Origin of the sequence: Psychrobacter sp. Choline-02u-9 (genome assembly GCF_002836505.1) — a bacterium.
Lineage (GTDB): Bacteria > Pseudomonadota > Gammaproteobacteria > Pseudomonadales > Moraxellaceae > Psychrobacter.
Genome location: NZ_PJBF01000040.1, coordinates 224,656 through 242,319, shown reverse-complemented (window position 1 = coordinate 242,319; position 17,664 = coordinate 224,656). Strand labels below are relative to the sequence as shown.

Sequence of the window (17,664 nt, the reverse complement as noted above, 5' to 3'; positions counted from 1 at the left end):
AAGTTTTTCATAGAAGAAGCCCTAATTTATTTTTAAATTGGGGCTTCTTTGTTGGGTGAAGATACTTAGATTTATTCAGGACAGATTCGTATTGTTGAAAATTATTACCGAAATGTTACTACCATTTCTATACATTCGGCAGTATTTACAAGGTGTTATATTTGATAATTCGTTCATACCTTGGTATGGTTACGCACTTTTTTTGGGATATACCTATGGATCATGTAAAAGTTGGCCGATTAGGCCCTTTTCCGCGGGTAAGTAAACCTGTATTTTTGACTTCAGCAATCTTGATACTGGCGTTCATTATTTTTGGCGCTTTATTCAATGAACAGGCAGAAGTCGTATTTAACCAAGCAAAAGCATTTGTCTCTTTACGCTTCGGCTGGTTTTTTATTGTCGTGGTCAATTTAACATTGGTCATGAGTATTTATATGATATTTAGCCGCTACGGCGATATCAGACTCGGTCATCAGAATGAGAGGCCAGAGTACAATATGGTTTCTTGGATTGGTATGCTGTTTTCAGCTGGTATCGGTATTGGGCTGCTTTATTGGGGCACCGCTGAGCCGCTGTATCACTTTATGGCACCACCATTAGGAGAGGCGGAGACAGTCGCCGCTGCCAAGCAAGCGATGAATATCTCGTTCCTACATTATGGTCTACATGTATGGGCGCTATATGGCATGGTCGCGCTATCGCTTGCTTATTTTCATTATCGAGTAGGTTTACCACTGGCTATCCGTTCGACACTTTATCCAATATTGGGTAAAAAGATCTACGGCGGTTGGGGACATACGGTAGATACGCTCGCCGTATTTGGCACGATGTTTGGGGTAGTGACCACGTTAGGTCTTGGCGTCTTGCAGATCAATTCAGGCCTTGAGACGTTATTTGGCATACCCAATAATATTACGGTGCAGATTATTTTGATTGGCCTTATCACCATGCTAGCAGGGTTATCTCTGTTTATGGGATTGGATAAAGGCATCAAGCGTCTAAGTGATACCAATATATTGTTCACTGTGATATTGCTAAGTTTTGTGATTATCTTTGGGCCTACGCAGTTTATTTTTAATAGCTTCGTAGAAAACATCGGCAACTATTTGCACCAAATCGTGCCGTTAGGTCTATGGACAGAGTCTTATAGAGGCGAAGAAAACTGGCAAGCCTCTTGGACGATTTTCTATTGGGCATGGTGGATTAGCTGGTCACCATTCGTTGGGGTATTCGTTGCACGTATCTCTCGTGGTCGTACCATCCGTGAGTTCATCTTAGGCGTATTATTAATTCCTATCACGATATTGTTCCTGTGGTTTACTGCTTTTGGTGGTTCTGCGGTAAATATGGAGCTAGTGGCAGCAGCAGACCCTAACATAGTTAGCCCAGGTCTGATCGAGGCGGTCAAAGCCGATACAGGTAGCGCTATCTTTAAATTGATGGAGTCTTATCCATTAACAGGTGCGGTCAACTTGCTCATCGTGGTGATGATTGTCCTATGGTTTGTTACCTCGTCAGATTCAGCCAGTTTTGTCATCGATATGCTGACATCAGGTGGTGATACCAATCCGCCAAAGATCCAGCGCTTATTTTGGGCAGGTTCTGAAGGTGTTATCGCCGCTGTATTATTGGCAGCAGGTGGTTTGAGTGCGTTACAAGCGGCATCGATTGTCTCAGGATTTCCTTTTGCTATTGTGATCGTCGTGATGATGTATTCTCTATTGCGCGGTCTCAGTCGAGATCGTTTGATACTCTATCGTAATCAGCAATGGTTCACTACAGAAGAGTCAGCAGAGCACAACTCGGCCAATGAATTCCGTGATGAAGAGTTGCTAAAAGGCCCACCAGCACTTGAGAAAGATGCTTAATATTTTATTTTATGGCTACAAAAATACCCAGCTTATATAGGCTGGGTATTTTTATGTATGTTCAATATTTTTAATAGAAAACCTTTCAATACAGCAGCTTTCAGTACAGCAGATCTCGATACAACCGCTTTATAGATTAGCTACATTCGCCTTTTGTATAACCAACGGCTTCAGGAATATTACAGGCTGAGCAAGCATTGCTAGCCGTTCGGTAGCTAACAATTGATCCAACTTTCGTTTTTACACAGACGGGTTCATATTGTGCCGTACAGATATTGTTGGCAGGGTTAGCGGGTGGGCATTGAGTCAGAGCACCTTCAAATTGCTGACTGATATCAGGACTGGATGGGGTAGGTGTTTGACCAGACATAGAGCTACAGCCCGTTAAAGCTAGAACTAATATCAATATAAGTGATGATGGTTTGAACGAAAATTGATTAATTATAGAAAATCGACGAGTAGATAGAGTTTGTTTCATAAGAAATGTCCTTATTCATAGTATTCGATAGCGTCCTGTTATCGATGATTGATTTGCCTACTGAGGCTAAACGCTTAAGCATTTATGGTAGCTCATTTATCAGTAGCTATCTACTTAAACACCATACAAAAACCCCAAGCTCAATTAAGCTTGGGGGTTTATTTTCTGTTATCAAATACTGATTTTATGACAGCATGTCTAAATCAAAGACATCTAGACTGAAGAAATTCGCTTATTCAGCTGGTTTGTCGTCTTGATTTAGCTGCACGTATTTGTCAAAGTTTTGAGCATAATCAGTTAAATTATCGCTTAGCATTTGGCGATACTGTTTGACATAAAACTCGACGATATCGTCTTTTTCTTTGGCGAAATCATCGCCTTTGACGAAACCGATAGAGGCAACTGACGCGCTATAGCGTGCTGCAGCATACAATAAAGAAGCACCTACTTGACCTGAATGCGCCTCAGGGCCTAGCTGGCTGTTTGCGATACCGATGATAGCGTCAGCACGTTGATAGAACGCCTGCATTTCAGGGGTGATTTCGATGTTAGCATCAGCGTTTTGGTCTTGAATATTGTCTTGAGACATAAGCAACTCCTAATAATAAGTGTCAGTAGTTTTTAGTATATAAAAATGGTTGGTAAACGTTTTAAAGTAGTGACTCTTATAAACCAGCGTCTGCTTTTAAGATATCAGCTTTGTCTGTTTTTTCCCACGTAAAGGCAGTCTCTGAACCTGGACGACCAAAGTGTCCAAAGGTAGCAGTCTGCTGATACATTGGTTGTAGTAAGTTCAACATACGGGTAATGCCGTAAGGACGTAGGTCAAAGTGAGTACGAATCAAGCGAATGATTTCATCGTTACTGATTTTGCTAGTACCAAAGGTATTAACAGAGATAGAGGTTGGCTCAGCGACACCAATCGCGTAGCTGACTTGTACTTCGCAGCGCTCAGCTAATCCTGCTGCTACAATGTTTTTGGCAACATAACGTACCGCATAAGCAGCACTGCGATCCACTTTTGAAGGATCTTTACCACTGAACGCACCGCCACCATGACGTGCCATGCCGCCGTAAGTATCAACAATAATTTTACGACCAGTCAGACCAGCATCACCAACAGGACCACCAATCACAAACTTACCAGTTGGGTTGATATGATAGCGTGTGCCAGCGTGCAATAGGTCAGCTGGTAGCACTTGCTTGATGATAGATTCCATCACCGCTTCTTGTAGGTCTGACTGCGAGATGCTTGGATCATGCTGTGTTGATAATACAACAGCATCGATAGCGACAGGACGATTGCCGTCATACTTCAAAGTTACCTGCGCTTTAGCGTCTGGACGCAACCAAGGCAACTCGCCAGCGCGGCGCAGCTCCGACTGACGCTCCATCAAACGATGAGCATACTCGATAGGCGCTGGCATAAGTACTTCGGTCTCATTACTGGCATAACCAAACATTAAGCCTTGGTCACCTGCACCTTGCTCTTCTGGGTCGCTACGATCGACGCCTTGCGCGATTTCAGGAGATTGCTTGCCTAACATGTTGATGACTGCACAAGTCTCGCCATCAAAGCCTAGATCTGAATGGTGATAGCCGATGCCATTTACAGTGTCACGGACCAGACGCTCTAAATCGATATTTGCGGTTGTGGTGATTTCACCTGCAAGTATGACTGCGCCTGTTTTTACTAAGGTTTCGCATGCCACACGTGCGTGCAGATCTTCACGTAAGATAGCGTCAAGGATAGCGTCTGATATTTGGTCAGCCATTTTGTCAGGATGGCCTTCGCTCACAGATTCTGAGGTAAATAAGTTGTATTCACGCATAATGGGATCGCTTAATTGAATCAATAAGGGTAGGAAAAGCAGCACATCTGGGTGCTGCTCTAATTAATTTTGACCACGCATTTACGCGGCAGATAATCGGTATTTCTCAATTTAAAATCGGTTTTGACTAAAATCTTTGCTAATAAATATGACCAAAGGGTGAGCGGACTATCATTCAATCAATATATAAAATGATACTACCTTGCTCTAATATGGTCTTGGCGGTAACGAGTTGGGTCAATACTTGACCTAATAGACAACGCTAATGTGCAGATTGCCTTATCAGAAGCAGGGTAATGGCCAAAATCTCTTAACGCAAAATAGGGTTATTCTACCTTGAAACGTTATAAAACTCTAGTGAGCAACACTTGCTCTACTATAAGAAATGCTCAACAAGCAGTTCACTGCAGTCAAAGGTGGTTACTGGATAGTGGTTTATCTAGCTGAGTGATTAGCTAGTAGTAGCGTCTGCTTGGAATGAACAATACGTTACAACTCTAAAAATGCAGCTTTATCTTTGAACATGCATTCTTCATAGACAGGACAGGCGCCGCATTTGGGTGTACGTGCCTGACAAGTATAGCGGCCGTGTAAGATAAGATAATGATGGGCGTCTACGATGAAGTCTTCTGGGATACGCTCGACCAGCTTTTTTTCGACGATGAGTACGGTTTTGCCAGTGGCAAGCCCAGTACGATTGCCCACACGAAAGATATGCGTGTCAACGGCCATGGTCGGCTGACCAAAGGCCGTATTTAGCACAACGTTAGCAGTTTTACGGCCGACACCTGCCAGTGATTCTAAGTCTTTACGGTTATCAGGAACAGTGCTATCAAATTTCTCAATCAAATCACGACAGGTTTTGATGACATTTTTTGCTTTGGCATTATATAAACCAATGTTTTTGATATAGGATTTGAGACCGTCTTCGCCTAGTGCCAGTATTGCCTCAGGCGTGTTAGCTATTGGGCACAATTGCTTGGTAGCAATATTGACACTGACATCAGTCGCTTGTGCGGACAAGATTACTGCGATAAGTAACTCAAAATTACTGTCATAATTGAGTTCGGTGACAGGTTCATCAATAGTCGCTGCCAGCTTTTCAAAGAATGGACGCACGTCACGATTGGGCATTCGTCTAGAGGGCGGTGTGTCAGCTGTTTTATGTTTGACCGTTTTACTCATGGCATTTTGACTATTATATTGATGGATGATTGTGCCAAATTATATGCTAGCGCTAGCATTCATGTTAATGATTAAAGTATTAATTTATTAACGCATTCACTGCGTAATCAGCTATTACCGTTATAGCGCTACTTGCAATGACTCAAGCTCGGCTTGTAAGGAATCGAGCTCTGCTTGTTTCTTATCGTTTACACGCACACTCAGTTGCTTTTCTAGTTTTTTGATTTTGGTACGGAGCTTGGCAGCTGCGATGGTGTTTTTCGCTTGCGATTCACTGATGTTTAGAGACTGACTTGCTGCATTATTGAGCTTAGCCTCTACCATGCTAACGACAGGTCTACTATTGCTCGTATCAGCAAGCTGTTCTGTGACGCGTTTTAAATGAGTGTGGTAGCGTTGTCTCAAATCTTCTTGCTCTGCTATTCGCTCAGGCTCAGATATTTCTCGCTCAATCGTGACTAAGTCAATGCAATCAACAGGGCAGGGCGCGATACATAGCTCACAGCCCGTGCACAAATCTGTGAAAATCGTATGCATATGCTTGCCAGTACCAACGATAGCATCGACTGGACAAGCAGGAATGCATTTGGTACAGCCGATACAGTCATCTTCACGGATAACCGCACGAACCTCGGTCGGACGTTCAGAGGTGGCATCTATTGGCCACTGTGAAGGCACTGCCGTCAGCATAGTGTCAGGAGTATCTATATCGAGAGTCTGAGCAATCGCATTGGTGACTGGCTGACCACCGGGCACACATTTATTATACGGCTCGCCATCTAATACAATCGCAGCGGCATATGGCAGGCAACCATCTGGATGCTCACATAGCCCGCATTGCGTCTGTGGCAAACAAGCATCCACACGTGCAATTTTTGCCTGTATGTCAGCGGGCAAGGTATCAATGTGTAATGTATCAAATAAGATAGGTAGATTGACTAAGCGTATATTGGTGCTACTTTGCATTTAATTAAGGACCTTAATACCAGTCGTAAGAATAGGTATTAGTATAAATAGAGATAAAAGATTGAGAAAGCGGTCTTTGTAAAACATTATTTATAAGAGCATCTGCTCATGTTAGCGTGTCACTACTCATTTTGGCGTGTTACTTACTAAAAATGAAGTTCGAAGTAAAACGCTTATCACAGAAGCAGCGATTTTAAAGAGATGAGATTGAAAATACAACACTATAGCGTAATGTGGTGTTTATAGATAAGTACTGATTATAAATCTATATTTTGTTCTTTAGCCACTTGGTCAATCAAATCGCGAGCGATACTACCCTTTGGTGGGATTCTGGGTAGGTTTGAGAGATCAAAGAAATCAGCATGTGCTAGCTCATCTTCTTGTAAGATAATATCGCCACTGGCATACGATGCACGAAAACCCAGCATTAAGTTAGAGGGAAATGGCCATGGCTGACTGCTCACATAGCGGATATCTGTTACGCTGATATTGACCTCTTCTGCAACTTCACGTACTACGGCATGCTCCAGACTCTCTCCAACTTCTACAAACCCTGCGATCAAACCATACATTGGCGGCAGATTTTGCTGTCCATGACGATGATGGTGAGCCAGTAAGATTTGCATCTCACCTGTTACTGGATTTGGACGAGTAATAGCAGTAATGACGCACGGTTGTACGCGAGGGTATTGGCGCAATCGACATACTGGACAAACCATGGCACGTTCGCCTTGGTCAGCATGTACAGTAGGGCTAGCACAGCGACTACAAAACTGCGTATCTGCTTGCCAACTTAATAGCTGTATCGTTTGGCTAATCTGATCTGACAAGGCGACTGGCAAATGAGTCATCAGTTTTCGATAAGGAACAAAAGTGTTACCACTGCTTTCAGCAATAATTGGTAGCGTCACGTTATGAGCAACTGCATAATCATAAGTCATGGCGCTCGTCGCTTGGGCAGTAAAGCTATGAGCCATATTGGCATCAACCGTACCCTTTGCATGGTTGCCAGCGCTACTGCTATCGTCTGATAACCAATGATTTGGTGCTAGGCTCTCGTGAAGCCTTATGTGACCAACCTGATAAGCTTGCTCGCTTAAGTTATTACTATCGGGCGATAGCTGAACTTGCAAAGGCCACCAACCATCTGGCATTTGACGGCATAAGATACTGTCATCACTTAATACAAAAGCATGAGCCATATAAAATTCCAAACATTATAAAGTAAGTCCGCATCGACGTAGACACAGACTTATTTAGAGTAAAGTATCATCAATTCTATACAAATCAGATATGCAGATATGTTGTCAAGTTGATTCAGCCTAATGACTGTAGCGCTTTCACGTGCCTGACTTGTACCTACATTATCTTGAGTTATCTATACGTAAATGAGATGTCATGGTTAAGAGGTAATGACCATGACATGACAATGAGAAAAGTTAAGCAGCAAGTAGGTGGCTCAAGCTCTGTTGACCAACATCAAGCGCTTGCTTGCTGACAGGGCGATTATTCTCAAAACCATCTAAGTGATGATCGACCGCCATGATAACATCAGCGATGCAGGCTAACGTACTGTCTTCGATACGTCGTCCGCCTTCGATACGCTTTTCAATGTAGTTGGCTAGCTGACTCAGCATGCTGGCAGGTGTGGGCAGTTGTAAGAAACGTACTGCGCCTGCTACTTGACGCATCATCCCAGGTATATTTTGGATATTGAGCATGTCGCGTTCAGGCTCCGCCAAATAATCATTGATGGCTTGCTCAGCACTAGCAATAGCAGTTCGGCTCTCTTGTATCAAGGTATCATTGGCCGTATTAAGCTGATGCAATGAGATATGCGGATTATTCAGTGGCAGATAGATTGCCCCTGGTGTATGCATCTCTGCCATAGCAATGGTGGCGTTCTCTGCATGCATCAACGCCAGTAGCAAATGATCGAAATCTTCAGGAGAAGGCGCTTGCCAATGACCAACAGCTTCTGCTGCTTCGCTAAGACTATTGGCTGCGTTGGACAGACCTAACAAACGTAATGCCGAACTCAGTTCAGTCAGCTCTTTAATAATCTGCGCTGTCTGCATATCAATAGGATTGATTGAATCGCCACGTGCATAACTATCGACGTGTTCTTTAATGTTATTGATCTGATTTTGAATAATTGTGTTTAACGTATCGGTAAGTTCGCGGTTAGGACCGAATAAAAAGCGCTTCATTTGTTCTAGCTGAGCACCTTCTAAATGGTTATTTGCATATTGTTCAAGTAATTGCTGCGCTTGCTCGTTATCACGTTGACAGGCAAAGCTCACTAAATCTGCAAAGCGGGTATCCATGACTGGTAAATAGCTTTGAAATTGCTGCTCTAAATAGATAAGTGTGTGCTTTTGACTTAGGTTTAATGGTAATACTGCTGCGATATCAGTCACGGCGGCAGTCGCCGCTTGCCAAAATAAGCTATCAGTATTTGCAGCGATTAATGCGCAGGCTGCACTCATGGCATCCAGCTTTTGCTGATTCGCGGAATCAATGTTGCCATCTTGATTGAGTAGTGCAATGCCAAGGCCACTACGATACGCGTTGGTCAGCAGCTCTGTGTCTAGATTAAGCGTGCTTAGAGATTCAAAGTTTTGTTCAGGATTGGCGATGATGACACTACTGCTGCCAAATGCAGAAAAATAGTCTGCCGTAATAGGAGCTTCTTGACTATGCGCATTAAGCTTGTTGATTACAGGTATGAGTAGAGTAGGCTCTACCGATTCAGTCAAGAGGACAAACTCGACATAACGATCCAAGGTCATGATGGCTTCTGATAGATCCATGATCAAATCAGTATCGTTGTTATCACCATTGTCATAAAGTCTCTGTAAACCACCAACAATAGCATCATTCAATGCTTCTGCACCGACCAAAGAAATCAGTTTGAAAATACAAGACAGCTGCTTTAGCACTTCGATAGAGTCTGACAACAAAGGAGCCTGACTACTATCATCGTTGAACTCACTCAAATGAATCTCGGTATCTTTAAGCGTTGCTATAACCTCATCATGCAATAAATGAAGTGATGGTAGGTTAAAATCAGTAACACTAAGTGTTGGGGCGGTTAACTTCATTTGCGCAGACTGGTCCATAAGTATTTTTCCATAATGTACTGATGAGAATAGCAATGGTGTAAAGTTGATTTAGAAAGTATTAGCTAGTGATGTTTTAACGCTTTCTATCATAATAATCAAGACTAAATTATACAAATGTCGGTTCAATAAAAATTCGAACGACAATTATATGCTAGCTTTTAGGGTAGGATAATCTTCTGCCAAAGCGGCATACCAGCTTTGGTCAGCAGTTTCATCCGCCGTTGATGCCAGCAATAAATTCGCTAAATTGGCAAAACTTGCATGAGCAGTTTGTCCGCCATCGGTATCTGTATCCTCTTCGATAGCAAGCGTGACCTGTCCACCAGTCATCGCCAAATAAACTTCAGCTAAAATCTCTGAGTCAAGTAATGCCCCGTGAAAAGTACGGTCTTGCTTACCAACATCTAGGCGACGCACGAGGGCATCTAGCGTGTTTTTTTGCCCAGGGTATTGCTGCTTGGCCATCGCCAGTGAATCGGTTACTTGCACTCGATTGGCAAAGTCATTCAGACCAACTTTTGCAAACTCCATATTTAAGAAGTTCATATCAAAAGTAGCGTTATGAGCGATAATCTCAGCGCCATCCATAAAGTCATACAAAGACTGAGCCACTTGATCAAAGGTCGGCTTGTCGGTCAAAAATGCTTCAGAGATACCATGAATACGAATGACTTCATCATCCATACCGCGCTGCGGATTGATATAAACGTGCAGCTTTTCACCAGTAAACTTACGTCCGACTAGCTCCACAATACCGACCTCGATAATACGGTCGCCTTTTAGTGCATCAAGCCCTGTGGTTTCTGTATCCATAATAAGCTGACGATCTGCTTCATGGCGGTGTATCGGCTTTGGTAGTAGCGGCTTAAAATGTGGGTTGGCACGGCTAGTATCTCCATCGAACTTAGGTGTATCAGATTCTACACTTGGCAACATATCATTGTCGACGGTATCATCTAGGTGCGTTTGAATGTCTGGCATAGCTTTGGTACTCGTCGGGTTGTATGTATTGTCTTGATGGCTGTTAGATTCTACAGCAATGTCTTCATTTATATTACGATTGTCAGCAGCACTCTGACTATTTTCTCTTAGCGGCTCAGGTTCTAAGAGCTCTTCATCACACTCATCTTCTATTATATCTAGACCCAATGGATCGAAACTTAGCCAGTCAGCGCTAGATGATTTTTGCAAGGTGTCAGTGTTAGCGTCAGTATTAGTATCAATATCAGTCGCTATGTGGTCTTTTTTTTTAGTCGTATCTGCTTCACTGACTATAGCTGAATGGCCGCTGTTTGATGTGACACCTAAGTTTGCCAGCTCGTCTGCTTTTTCATTACCAGCATGCCCAGCGTGACCCTTGACCCAATGCCAGCTAACATCACGCTGTTGGCAGAGCTTATCCAATTGTTGCCATAGGTCTTGATTGGCGACTGGCTTTTTACTGGCAGTTTTCCAGCCTTTTTTCTTCCAACCTTCAATCCATTCAGTGATGCCTTTTTTGACATAACTGGAGTCAGTCCAAATCTCAAGAGTATGCTCGTGCGGGCTATGGGTCAGGGCTTGTATCGCACCCATTAGCTCCATACGGTTGTTGGTGGTTTCTTTGTCACCGCCGTACAAATCTTGCGTGCCGCCATCACTAAATATAAGATGTGCGCCCCAGCCGCCAGCGCCAGGATTGCCTTTGCAAGCACCATCAGTATAGGCCACAGTGGTATTTGTTTTAGCAGCCAATGGATCAATCGCGTTGTCTTTATGAGTGTTTGGCATTGAATTACGGTTGTCTGACATAAAAGAGTATGGACCTGATAAGTGGTAAGCATAGGGTAGTACTAGAGCATCTCGTTTACGCTATTCGAACGATGATGATGACGTTGTGAGTATAGCAAATCTATCATAAATATGGGCAGTCGTGACGCACAAAGTCATAAAACCCTTACGGTAACTTATAACATAATAGTAACGTCTTGGTTTTCTGTTAAAATAGCGAAGCTCTCTGAAAGGCTCTAGTTTTTAGTTACAGAGCTGCCTTTGCTACAAAGATGCCCAAGCGCATTTTTCGTATCTGCTATTTGATGGTTTTTTGACAATAGTACACTTAATAAAAGTTTTTAATGCATGATTGCAGGATAACCCCATTATGTCCTTACGCTCGAATTTATTGAATAAGAGACTGACCTATCTGATGCTCAGTGTGACTGCCAGCAGCGCGATTTTTCTGAGCGCTTGTAATGATACTAGCCCTCAAGCAGATACCGAAGTTGCAGCAGATCTGTCTGTCTTTGAGGGTTGTTATACGGTGAGTCAAGATGAGCCTGCTCAGATAAAGGTCAGCCAGCAAAATGACACTTGGGTAATGCAGATGAAAGAGCCCGTCACTGCTAAGCGCGTCTGGGATACTCCAGAGCCGTTAGAAGTGATAGACAATAGCGATATACCGCAGTTTTTCTCTATCGATCCAGATAATGTCGATGCGGTTATTGGTCGTCCTGATCGAGTGCTTGTACTGGCTCATGTCAAACCAGCCTATGCAAATATTGATCCGCTCTTAGACAGTGAATACTTGTCGTACATTTATCGAGGCGCCAACACGATCTACCGCGTGGAGTGTGATGAGGTGAATACCGATATTTTAGCCAATCCACATGCCAATCTTGTTATCGATAATGTTGATGACAGTATTTAAATAAGCATTGATAATAGTCTTTAGATAAATACCATTGTTGGTCGATGATATTTCCATAGACAGTATTTTGTTATAAACAGTCATACCATTAGAGTTAATTAATATGAATTTTTTTAGTTACGTGGTGTTAGGCGGGTTTTCTTATGCAGCTGGTTGGGCGGTAAGGACATATGTATTAGACAAACAACCGACGCCTGAGCAGCCTTATAATTTAAAACACCCTGCAATTTTGGCATATTTGGGTGCATTCTTTATTATCATGTTGATCGTCTCGTGGCTGCTTGGTCGCTATGCACTTGGTCATGCTGCGATTGATTTGCCTTTCATTATTGTCAATAGTCTCGTTGCGACATTCGTCTACTCGTTTGGTCTTAATCCAGAAAAGGCTAATTATGAAGTGCCTGATTAAAATACAGTATTAAATGAATTGTAAATAACAAAAGCCACGACCGAAGTATTAATTCGCGGTCGTGGCTTTTTCGATAGTGCAGTTTTTTAATAGCTGAAAGTACTAATACTTATGAAGCTTTCTTCAGATTAGTACTAGTCTCGTCGCTATCTTTCCCATCAGTACTAGTCTTGTCGTTATCAGTCTTATCCGTGTCGCTCTTAGCTTCTAACTTATCCTTAGTAGCTGATTGTTCCTGCTTCCACTCTTTGTATTTTTGCAAATCTTTTCTGGCCTGCTTTAAACAAAATTTAAGTACTAGCGCATCATCGATATGGCCGATAAACGGGATAGAGTCAGGAATGAGGTCAATTGGATTTAGCACATAGAGCGCACCAATAACGCCAGCTGAGATTGTCTTAAAAGGGATCTTACGGTAGTCACCTTTATAATAGTCTTTGACAAGACTCATAAATAGCATTAGATCATCACTAAACGGTTCAAGGTAGCCGCTATCTTCTAACTTTTCTTTCAGCTTATCTTCTTTGCCCAGCAAGTATTCTAAATTAGAGTCAAGTGACTTGTTTTTATCGGTTTTTTTATTAAACATAATTATTACCTTTTATTTTTTGCAATGAATTTGTATTTACAGTAACAAATCTAATCGACCTATATTGTGTGTCTCAGTAGCGAAAAAGTAAATATCGGTAAAGATTAGGCAACCATCAGTGTCAGAAAAGCGTCTACAATATGCTGCCACAAGGTCTAAAAACACAAGTCATAAAAATAAAAGCGATAAGGTAGCAGTAAGATATGGGGATTAAGCGTCAGTCATGGATAGATAATAAAAATAGTCGTGCAACTGAAATAACATCTGGGCTAAACCGTCGGCAGTTTCTACGTCGAATCGGTGTGAGTGCAGGCACAGCAGTATTAGCGAGCCAAGGTATGTCTCAAGCGCTTGCAGCCAGTCCTATCGATTCTGATCATAGTACGCAGCTGACCAAGGATGATCTGCCAACTTCGTTGTTAGAGGGACAATCATCATCACAAATTTCACAGGAATCACTGACGAAGACAGGTTGTATCACGCCTACGATTGAGACGCGACTTTTTGCCAGCTCTAACGTTGGTGGTAATGATGAGCGTAATCAGTTGGCATTAGATCGGGTGGCTTGTGCTGGGTTTAAAGTAGAAAATCCTGCTATTACCAATCGTCAGTATTTACGCTTTGCGGGAACGGACTCACAGCGTGCCAGCGATTTTCAAAATCTTGCCACTGGAGCAATAGCCGCGCCAAAGCTGCTGTTAGGTGTGCGCGGTGGTTACGGTGCCATGCGCATATTGCCTATGGTTGATTGGTCGACGCTGGGACGTATTATGAAGGAGCACGGCACGATACTCGCAGGCTTTAGCGATGTGACAGCTATCCAATGTGCGCTATTGGCAAAAGGGTCAATGAGCTCGCTTGCCGCACCGATGCTCTATAGCGAGTTTGGCAAAACTGCGCCTGATAAAGTCAGCTGTCAGCAGTTTGTTGAAGCACTAACCAATCCTAATCTGGTTATTAATATATCAGACGCGTCTTTAACCAGTCATCAGCTACCTGTCATATTGATAAAGGGTGAGCCAAAACCATTAACTGGTACGATTTGGGGCGGTAATCTAAGCGTGGTATCGGCGCTGGCAGGTAGTGAGTATTTACCGCGTATCGATGGCGGTATTGTATTCTTAGAAGATGTAGGCGAGCAGGCGTATCGTATTGAGCGCATGCTATATGACCTATATCTCGCAGGTGTGTTTAAGAATCAACAAGCAATTGTGTTTGGGGCATTGTCTGGTGCAGGTGAGGATAGCTATGACAAGCGTTATGATGTCGCCACAGTCATTCGTCAGCTGCATGAACTAACAGGATTGCCGATATATAGTGGTATGCCTTTTGGTCATATCGGCAAAAAACACAGCTTTCCACTGGGGGCAACCTGTCAAATTAGCGCCGATACCGTTGGCGGCTATCAGTTGGCATTTACCGATTATCCAACTATTGAAGCTGATGCTATCCAAGTAGAAGGCTTGTGGCAAAATGCTTGAAAGTTAAGCGCTATCTTTTTAAATAGCCAACCGCGAAAACTTATCTTGATACTCTTTTGGTGTCAGCTCTGTCGCGCGTTTAAATAGACGCGTGAATGAAGAGATATCATCATAACCTACTTGATCGGCAAGAGACTTTATCGATACATCGCCTAATTCAAGTAAGCGTTTGGCTTGTTCAATTCTAACAGCCTGAATATATTCAATCGGTCGCATCGCCACGCAGGACTGGAAGCGCCTGTTTAAAGTGCGCGGGGTAATATTTACCATAGCGGCTAAACTACTGACCTGCAAAGAATGTTGAAAGTTCTCTTCGATATATTCTTGTACTTGTTTAATCAAATGGTCCGAATGTGGCTTGTGTAAGGTCACATTGGTATAGCTATTTTGACTACCTCTTTTGCTATCGATAATTTGGGTTTTTGCCACTTGCGTAGAAATCTCACGTCCGCAGTAGCGCTCAATCAATAATAGCCCCAAATCATAGAAGGCGCTGCCACCAGCTGCACAAAATATATTGCCCGACTGGTTTGTTGACTCGCTTCTTGAATGGGTCACAAACTGATTCTCTTGTAAGTCCACTAATGGAAAATCTGCCTTAAACTTATTGGCATAGCCCCAATGTGTAGTGGCTATCTTATGATCTAATAATCCTGCCTTTGCCAAGAAAAATGCACCGCTACAGTTGCTTGCTATATCGGCCTTGGTATTCGCAAGCCGTACTAAATGTGGCAATAGCTCACTGTTTTGCTTCAACACCTTATCAATAGAGTCGCCAATGGTTGGCACAAGCAATAAGTCGCACTCTGTCACGTCTCGAATATCGCAGTGGGCTTGCATGATTAAGCGATTACTGCACCTGATATCACCGCCACCCAAGCTTGCAATTTGCACATTAAATCGTGGCTCTACAGACTCATTTGAAAAGCGCTGCCAGCTGACCCCTGTGAATGAAAACAAGTCCAATGCGCCAGAGAGTACACTGCCAAGTACTCCATCGAAGCCAAGAATAATCATTTTAAAAGGTTTGAAATAGGGCATAAGTCACTCGTTTCCTTTGCTGTACTGACCAAAGTAGCCATTATTTGATTGATTTTAACCAGTTAGATACTCTGTTTATGTCTTATTTGACCATAATTATGTCATAAATGACAATATGGACAGGTATCAAATTAGACTAATATCAATTGATAACCACATTTAATTAGTTAACGAGAATACTATGGCTGCAGATACGCTTATCAATGACTTTGAATTACCGTTCCAATTGTATGATGTGCTAGGCACAGAATCACTCACTGAGCACGCAAAGTTCTCAGAGCATAGCCGCGAGACATTTGATGCTGTGCTAGAGACGGCAAATAAGATTGCAACGGATTTATTTCTACCACACAACCATATTGCAGATAAGAACGAGCCGCAGTTCGATGGTAAAAAAGTCAGCATGATAAACGATGTAAAAGTCGCTTTTGATGCGTTCCGTGAGTCTGGCTTTATCGCAGGTCGTTATAGCTTCGAAGACGGCGGCATGCAGTTACCTGAAACGGTTATGACAGCCGTGGCAGGTTACTTTATGGCAGCCAATCCATCAACGACTGCCTATCCCTTTCTGACCACTGCGGCAATCAACGTCATCTCGCATTTTGCTAGCGATGATATCAAAGCAGCCTTTATGCCGCGCATGCTGACAGGCGAGTTCACCGGCACCATGGCATTGACCGAACCACATGCAGGTTCATCGCTTGCCGATATCAAAACCATCGCTGTAAAACAGGATGATGGCTCGTACCGTGTCAAAGGCAGCAAGATTTATATCTCAGCAGGTGACCATGAGCTGTCTGACAATATCGTGCATTTGGTATTGGCCAAAGTGCCAGGCGGCCCAGGCGGTGTTAAAGGTATCTCTTTACTTGCCGTGCCTAAATATCGCTTGAACGCTGACTTGTCTGTTGGCGAGCGTAACGATGTACATCTGACTGGACTGATTCATAAGCTTGGTTATAGAGGTGCGACTTCTACGGCATTGAGCTTCGGCGATGAAGGCGATTGTCATGGTTATTTGATCGGCGAAGAGCATTTTGGCTTGCGTTATATGTTCAAAATGATGAATGAGGCACGTATCGCAGTTGGTTTTGGTGCTTCTATGATTGGTTATCGCGGCTATCAGTATTCGCTAGATTATGCCAAAGACCGTACACAAGGTCGCATTGCGCCAAACAATAAGCCTGAAGATGATGCAACGGCCATTATTCAGCATGGTGATGTAAAGCGCATGCTATTGGCGCAAAAAGCTTACTCTGAAGGCGGCATCTCATTATGTCTATATGGTTCAAACCTAATTGACCGTATCAACACTTGCGAAGACGAAACGCTAAAAAATGAGCTAACCGAACTATTAGATTTGCTAACCCCAGTGCTAAAAGCATGGCCATCTGAATATGGTCCAAAAGCCAATGACTTAGGTATTCAAGTATTGGGCGGCGCAGGCTATACGCGTGAATATCAGGCTGAGCAGTTTTGGCGTGACAATCGTCTAAATCCTATCCATGAAGGCACAAATGGTGTGCAGGCGCTAGATTTGTCATTCCGCAAGTTATGGCAAAAAGGTGGGTTAGGCATTCAAATCCTAAAACGTGAAATTACAAAAGATTTAGAAAGCATTACTACGCCTGAGAGCGCGCAACTTGCAGGCAAGCTGATGCCTTATATGGGTCAGTTGCATGAAGTGCTCGTGCATTTGGGCAAAGTGTTGCAGACAGAAGAAGCGCTGACATTGACTGGTAATGCTCAAGCACTCATGAATATTTTTGCCTCAATTGTACTGAGCTGGATTTGGATTCGCCAAGCCAGTAAAGCCGAGCAGCTACTAAGTACGACGCAAGATGTCGAGCAGCAAAACTTTTACAAAGGTAAGATACAAGCGGCCAAATACTTCATCGATTGGGAACTACCATTAGTTAAACGCGACATCGAATTATTAACCAACACCAACTCGGTTTGCACTGATATGCAAGCGGACTGGTTCTAAGGACAACTCTAAGGAAA

General features: G+C 43.1%; 15 protein-coding genes. 5 read left to right on the top strand and 10 right to left on the bottom strand.

Annotation, left to right across the window (positions count from 1 at the left end):
• Positions 1-215 precede the first annotated feature (215 nt).
• The gene (locus CXF69_RS01580; RefSeq protein ID WP_057760694.1) at positions 216-1,868 is read left to right on the top strand and encodes a BCCT family transporter; all 1,653 of its coding nucleotides are present in this window, start codon (positions 216-218) and stop codon (positions 1,866-1,868) included.
• 136 nt (positions 1,869-2,004) lie between these two features.
• Here CXF69_RS01580 and CXF69_RS01575 read toward each other — a convergent pair whose 3' ends face one another.
• From CXF69_RS01575 to dnaQ, 8 genes are all read right to left on the bottom strand, one after another.
• Entirely contained in the window at positions 2,005-2,238 is a 234-nt protein-coding gene (locus tag CXF69_RS01575) for a hypothetical protein (protein ID WP_134292226.1), read from the bottom strand.
• 340 nt (positions 2,239-2,578) lie between these two features.
• Entirely contained in the window at positions 2,579-2,935 is a 357-nt protein-coding gene (locus CXF69_RS01570) for a DUF3144 domain-containing protein (protein ID WP_102078350.1), read from the bottom strand.
• A 76-nt stretch (positions 2,936-3,011) separates the two neighbouring features.
• Positions 3,012-4,178 carry a methionine adenosyltransferase gene (gene metK, locus CXF69_RS01565; RefSeq protein WP_057760687.1) on the bottom strand — a complete coding sequence of 389 codons (1,167 nt, stop codon included), beginning with the start codon at positions 4,176-4,178 and terminating at the stop codon, positions 3,012-3,014.
• 489 nt (positions 4,179-4,667) lie between these two features.
• Positions 4,668-5,363 (bottom strand): endonuclease III, encoded by a 696-nt coding sequence (gene nth, locus CXF69_RS01560; protein WP_102078371.1) that lies wholly within the window; start codon positions 5,361-5,363, stop codon positions 4,668-4,670.
• A gap of 120 nt (positions 5,364-5,483) precedes the next feature.
• A complete protein-coding gene (locus CXF69_RS01555; protein WP_102078827.1) occupies positions 5,484-6,329 on the bottom strand; it encodes an RnfABCDGE type electron transport complex subunit B in 846 nt (281 codons plus the stop codon).
• Between the two features lie 257 nt (positions 6,330-6,586).
• Positions 6,587-7,531, bottom strand: a complete 945-nt coding sequence (gene nudC / locus CXF69_RS01550; RefSeq protein ID WP_102078826.1) for an NAD(+) diphosphatase — start codon at positions 7,529-7,531, stop codon at positions 6,587-6,589.
• A 237-nt stretch (positions 7,532-7,768) separates the two neighbouring features.
• Complete coding sequence (locus tag CXF69_RS01545; protein WP_102078825.1) at positions 7,769-9,451, bottom strand: hypothetical protein; 1,683 nt, start codon at positions 9,449-9,451, stop codon at positions 7,769-7,771.
• Positions 9,452-9,598: 147 nt separating this feature from the next.
• Positions 9,599-11,245, bottom strand: a complete 1,647-nt coding sequence (gene dnaQ / locus CXF69_RS01540; protein ID WP_102078824.1) for a DNA polymerase III subunit epsilon — start codon at positions 11,243-11,245, stop codon at positions 9,599-9,601.
• A gap of 349 nt (positions 11,246-11,594) precedes the next feature.
• Between dnaQ and CXF69_RS01535 the strand changes: the two genes are divergently transcribed.
• Positions 11,595-12,140 (top strand): hypothetical protein, encoded by a 546-nt coding sequence (locus CXF69_RS01535; protein WP_227543651.1) that lies wholly within the window; start codon positions 11,595-11,597, stop codon positions 12,138-12,140.
• Between the two features lie 103 nt (positions 12,141-12,243).
• Entirely contained in the window at positions 12,244-12,549 is a 306-nt protein-coding gene (locus tag CXF69_RS01530; RefSeq protein ID WP_102078823.1) for a hypothetical protein, read from the top strand.
• A 109-nt stretch (positions 12,550-12,658) separates the two neighbouring features.
• On the opposite strand, the gene CXF69_RS01525 is transcribed toward CXF69_RS01530, so the two are convergent.
• Complete coding sequence (locus CXF69_RS01525) at positions 12,659-13,138, bottom strand: YkvA family protein (protein WP_102078822.1); 480 nt, start codon at positions 13,136-13,138, stop codon at positions 12,659-12,661.
• 203 nt (positions 13,139-13,341) lie between these two features.
• Here CXF69_RS01525 and CXF69_RS01520 point away from each other — a divergent pair, with 203 nt between their 5' ends.
• Positions 13,342-14,619: an LD-carboxypeptidase gene (locus CXF69_RS01520; RefSeq protein ID WP_102078821.1), complete on the top strand. Its 1,278-nt coding sequence runs from the start codon at positions 13,342-13,344 to the stop codon at positions 14,617-14,619.
• Positions 14,620-14,637: 18 nt separating this feature from the next.
• Here the strand turns inward: CXF69_RS01520 and CXF69_RS01515 are convergent, their stop codons facing one another.
• On the bottom strand, positions 14,638-15,660 hold the full coding sequence (locus tag CXF69_RS01515; protein ID WP_101205632.1) for a GlxA family transcriptional regulator: 1,023 nt from the start codon (positions 15,658-15,660) through the stop codon (positions 14,638-14,640).
• Positions 15,661-15,841: 181 nt separating this feature from the next.
• Here CXF69_RS01515 and CXF69_RS01510 point away from each other — a divergent pair, with 181 nt between their 5' ends.
• Positions 15,842-17,647 (top strand): acyl-CoA dehydrogenase family protein, encoded by a 1,806-nt coding sequence (locus tag CXF69_RS01510; protein ID WP_102078820.1) that lies wholly within the window; start codon positions 15,842-15,844, stop codon positions 17,645-17,647.
• The last annotated feature ends 17 nt before the right edge of the window (positions 17,648-17,664 follow it).

Coding starts and splice junctions, on each gene's coding strand:
- CXF69_RS01580 (WP_057760694.1), top strand. CDS start 216: ATGGATCATGTAAAAGTTGGCCGATTAGGCCCTTTTCCGCGGGTAAGT.
- CXF69_RS01575 (WP_134292226.1), bottom strand. CDS start 2,238: ATGTCTGGTCAAACACCTACCCCATCCAGTCCTGATATCAGTCAGCAA.
- CXF69_RS01570 (WP_102078350.1), bottom strand. CDS start 2,935: ATGTCTCAAGACAATATTCAAGACCAAAACGCTGATGCTAACATCGAA.
- metK (WP_057760687.1), bottom strand. CDS start 4,178: ATGCGTGAATACAACTTATTTACCTCAGAATCTGTGAGCGAAGGCCAT.
- nth (WP_102078371.1), bottom strand. CDS start 5,363: ATGAGTAAAACGGTCAAACATAAAACAGCTGACACACCGCCCTCTAGA.
- CXF69_RS01555 (WP_102078827.1), bottom strand. CDS start 6,329: ATGCAAAGTAGCACCAATATACGCTTAGTCAATCTACCTATCTTATTT.
- nudC (WP_102078826.1), bottom strand. CDS start 7,531: ATGGCTCATGCTTTTGTATTAAGTGATGACAGTATCTTATGCCGTCAA.
- CXF69_RS01545 (WP_102078825.1), bottom strand. CDS start 9,451: ATGGACCAGTCTGCGCAAATGAAGTTAACCGCCCCAACACTTAGTGTT.
- dnaQ (WP_102078824.1), bottom strand. CDS start 11,245: ATGTCAGACAACCGTAATTCAATGCCAAACACTCATAAAGACAACGCG.
- CXF69_RS01535 (WP_227543651.1), top strand. CDS start 11,595: ATGTCCTTACGCTCGAATTTATTGAATAAGAGACTGACCTATCTGATG.
- CXF69_RS01530 (WP_102078823.1), top strand. CDS start 12,244: ATGAATTTTTTTAGTTACGTGGTGTTAGGCGGGTTTTCTTATGCAGCT.
- CXF69_RS01525 (WP_102078822.1), bottom strand. CDS start 13,138: ATGTTTAATAAAAAAACCGATAAAAACAAGTCACTTGACTCTAATTTA.
- CXF69_RS01520 (WP_102078821.1), top strand. CDS start 13,342: ATGGGGATTAAGCGTCAGTCATGGATAGATAATAAAAATAGTCGTGCA.
- CXF69_RS01515 (WP_101205632.1), bottom strand. CDS start 15,660: ATGCCCTATTTCAAACCTTTTAAAATGATTATTCTTGGCTTCGATGGA.
- CXF69_RS01510 (WP_102078820.1), top strand. CDS start 15,842: ATGGCTGCAGATACGCTTATCAATGACTTTGAATTACCGTTCCAATTG.